The organism is Yokenella regensburgei (genome assembly GCF_051486985.1).
In the GTDB taxonomy this organism is placed as follows: Bacteria; Pseudomonadota; Gammaproteobacteria; order Enterobacterales; family Enterobacteriaceae; genus CBFFRJ01.
In genome coordinates this window covers 1-3,642 of sequence record NZ_JAHVDV010000067.1, presented here as the reverse complement: position 1 = coordinate 3,642, position 3,642 = coordinate 1, and the positions used below count along the sequence as shown (strand labels likewise).

General features: G+C 51.4%; 3 protein-coding genes and 1 pseudogene. 3 read left to right on the top strand and 1 reads right to left on the bottom strand.

All coding sequences use genetic code 11. The features are described from left to right. Positions 1–257: 257 nt before the first annotated feature. Positions 258–1,130: an aldo/keto reductase family oxidoreductase gene (locus KXR87_RS23245; RefSeq protein ID WP_437434543.1), complete on the bottom strand. Its 873-nt coding sequence runs from the start codon at positions 1,128–1,130 to the stop codon at positions 258–260. Between the two features lie 187 nt (positions 1,131–1,317). Here KXR87_RS23245 and KXR87_RS23240 point away from each other — a divergent pair, with 187 nt between their 5' ends. From KXR87_RS23240 to gudD, 3 genes and pseudogenes are all read left to right on the top strand, one after another. Further along, the gene (locus KXR87_RS23240; RefSeq protein WP_437434542.1) at positions 1,318–2,319 is read left to right on the top strand and encodes a sensor domain-containing diguanylate cyclase; all 1,002 of its coding nucleotides are present in this window, start codon (positions 1,318–1,320) and stop codon (positions 2,317–2,319) included. A gap of 215 nt (positions 2,320–2,534) precedes the next feature. After that, positions 2,535–2,687, top strand: a complete 153-nt coding sequence (locus KXR87_RS23235; protein WP_437434541.1) for a hypothetical protein — start codon at positions 2,535–2,537, stop codon at positions 2,685–2,687. 733 nt (positions 2,688–3,420) lie between these two features. After that, positions 3,421–3,642, top strand: a pseudogene (gudD, locus tag KXR87_RS23230) (glucarate dehydratase); the annotation flags it as partial.

The window sequence follows — 3,642 nt, the reverse complement described above, 5'->3', positions numbered from 1 at the left end:
AAATCGCCGCTTCGCGGTCCATGATGCTTATGTCGTCTGACTATCGGGTCGGGGACCAGCCTGCCTCCCTGCAGGCTATCCCCTCCGCCCGCTTCCCTGCGGGCGGCCCCGGTCAGCCGTCAACGCCTCATCGATTTTCAGCCGGACCCTGCCATCGCTTTAACAGTTGTGTCCCATCAGGCAGTGTCATCGCTGTAAAACGTCATATTACGGGGGGCTCCTCATCCCTCAGGCAGAGGAAGCTGCTCGTGCTCACCTCAATGTTGAGGTGCGCCCCCAATCCCATTCAGCACTGCCAGCGCTTCGGCTGACAGCACCAGCTTCGCGCTTGCCAGGTTTTCCTGCAAATGGACCGGTGAAGATGTTCCGGGGATCAGCAGAATATTGGGCGAACGTTGCAGCAACCATGCCAGCGCCACCTGCATTGGAGTGGCGTTGAGGCTTGTAGCCACCTCATTCAGCTCATTGGATTGCAGCGGCGTGAAGCCCCCCAACGGGAAGAACGGCACATAAGGAATACCTTGCGCAGCCAGCGTGTCGATTAACGCATCATCCGCACGGTTCGCCACGTTGTACATGTTCTGCACGCAGGCTATTTCTGTCATGGCCTGGGCGTCCGCCACCTGCTTCGCGGTCACGTTGCTAAGACCGATGTGGCGAATGAGACCCCGTTCTTTTAAACCAATCAGCGTTTCCAGCTCTGCTTCCAGCGCCCCTTCTGCCGGGCCATGTGTACCATGCATGCTGCGCAGATTGACCACTTCAATCGCCTCCAGCCCCAGGTGACGCAGGTTATCTTCCACCGCGCTCGTCAGCTCCGCCGCGCTAAAGGCGGGTAGCCAGTTCGCTTTTTCATCACGGCGTGCTCCCACTTTCGTGACAATGCATAAGTCATCTGAATAGGGGTGCAGCGCCTGTTTGATTAGCTTATTGGTGATATGCGGACCATAAAAATCGCTGGTGTCGATATGGTTTACGCCAGATGCCACCGCATCACGCAGAACCTGAATGGCCTTCGCCTCATCCGCCGGGGGTCCAAAAACCCCGGGACCTGCCAGTTGCATTGCACCATAGCCCAGACGGCCGACCTCGCGATCGCCTAAACGGTAAGTAAGCGTGGGTTGAGACATGGAATACCTCCAGTGGGATAAAGGAAATCATTGTAGGGGGAGGCCGTCAGGCACGATAGCGTTATTCGTGCGATGCTTTTGACACCTTTACAAATAGTCCAACGGAACTATTGACCGCGTCACACCGGGCGGCTACCGAAATAAAAAACCTCTGATATAGTAGATCTATAGCTAAAGAGGCCATCTTATGAAATTTCCTGAAATACCAGAAAACGAAGCTGAACGACTTAAATCGCTTTATATGATGGATTTGCTGGATAAAAAGGATGATATACGTCTGGATCGTTTAACCAGGCTTGCCAAAGCGGCATTTGACGTGCCGATTGGGTTGATAAGCCTGCTGGACCGGGATCGCCAGTGGCTGGCATCCTGCAGCGGTACAATCGGCGTGCGCGAGACGGCGCGTAATATCTCTTTTTGCGCCCATGCCATTCTGGCGCAAGGCATTTTTATTGTGAAAGACGCCAGTGTAGATGAGCGTTTTCACGATCACCCTTTTGTTTCAGGCGAACCGCATATTCGTTTTTACGCGGGTTGTCCGGTGCGTCTTCCCGATGGGTCTGTCGCCGGGACCATTTGCATTATTGATGACAAACCCCGGGAATTCACGCCGGAAAATATCAACACATTGCTCGATCTCGGTGCAATTGTTGAAGATGAATTTTATATCATTGGCCTGGCGATGACCGATCCACTAACTGAGTTGCCCAATAAACGTGGCTTTTATAAATTAGGGGAAAAACGCTTTTCATGGTTAACGGATAATAAACGATCGTTTAGCCTGGTTTATCTTGATGTAGAAAATATCACTGCCATAAACGAATTTTTTGGTCATCACGAAGGGGATGACACGCTTAAAAAATTTGCCACGGCGCTCAATCGCTGCCTGAAGAAGAACGACGTAGCCGCGCGCCTGGAGGGGGGAAAATTCGTGGTGCTGCTGGGCCATGATCAGGATCAGGACGTAGACACCTTCCTCTTTAGCCTGCAATCAAGAATTGACGATCTCAATGAAAAGTCCGCAAAGCAGTTTCGCCTGCACTATGCCTACGGCATCGTGGAATACGACCCGGATCGGTACGGTAATCTGCTGGAAATGATGAACAACAGTGAGCATGTGATGTATCTGGAGCGCAAGCGCTCTGCAATGCGCCCTTTACAGCAAAAGCCCTTCAGCGAGAAATCCTGATCAAGCCGCGTCCGGCGGCATTTTAAGACATAAAGTAGAGCACACGCCAGCAGCAGCGGCGGCCGCTGGCGAAAGCAATTACCGCGTGGACTGCAAAAACTTGCGGGTACGCTCTTGTTGCGGCTGGGTAAACAGGGCTTCCGCTGTGTTGTCCTCCACAATCACTCCATCGGCCATAAAGATAACCCTGCCAGTTGCTTCCTCTCGATTTGGGCATGAACCGCGAGCGTGCGCTGTCACGAGGCCTGCCGGAAATCGTCACCCATCAGCAAGGCGAAGAGATTGCGAGCCTGCTGACCCGTCTGAGTCACCGATATGGCACGATCTTTGACTACGACAAAGAGAGCGGTCTGATTCGCTTCTCCTGATAATCCCATTACGCAGCCAGCACTTCGCTGGCTGTTTCTTCTGCCAGGGCTGACCGGGGTTAATTTCGTGACTCTGTTCGCATTTGCTCACCAAAATGACAGCGCTATCATTTTATCTGTTTCTCCCTTCTGCAACCGACCAGCATGCCTGCAAACGCAGGGCGCGCCGTCCTGTTTTCCCGTTACCCTGAACGACTGTGGTGCCACGCTATGATCTAAAAAGCCGGGTTCAGGCGGCAGTTTTGTATCGCGCATCAGGATTATGCGCTTTTTCGTGATTACCATCGTCCATTAATGGACATTTGCATTATTTGTGCATGTATTTAATGAAAAAATTTGGGCTAATGAACGACGCAGGAGACTTTATCTGGGGCTATACTTTTTCTATTCTGGTCGCCTTATGTACGCATTCTTCCCTCCGTTTTTTCCTTTAGGTTTCTGCTGCCTGCTCTCTGTAACCCCAACCCGATGAAGCGATCATTTTTTCTGCCTGCTTGCTCTTAACAATGGGAAAAACCATATTAAGTTACTGATTAAGATAAAAAATAAACCCTAAGGATGCACAAATAAAACGATTCAATAATTGAATCAACAGACCAGTAATTCAGACTTTTTTTGTTAAGTTTGCCGGAATAGAATCTTCCTCATTCGTACTTTCGCGCCACGTTTTTACTTATGGCAGATAGTCGTTTCAGCCCTTAATAAACGGCTTTCCCTTTTCCCAGGAGGAACTATGCCAGCTCAGTCTTCTACTCCCGTCGTCACTTCCGTCCAGGTCATCCCGGTTGCCGGTCATGATAGTATGTTGATGAACCTGAGCGGCGCCCACGCGCCGTTCTTCACCCGTAACATCGTTATCATCACTGATAATTCCGGCAACACCGGTGTCGGTGAAGTCCCCGGCGGCGAAAAAATCCGCCAGACCATTGAAGACGCTGCTCCGCTGATTGTCGGT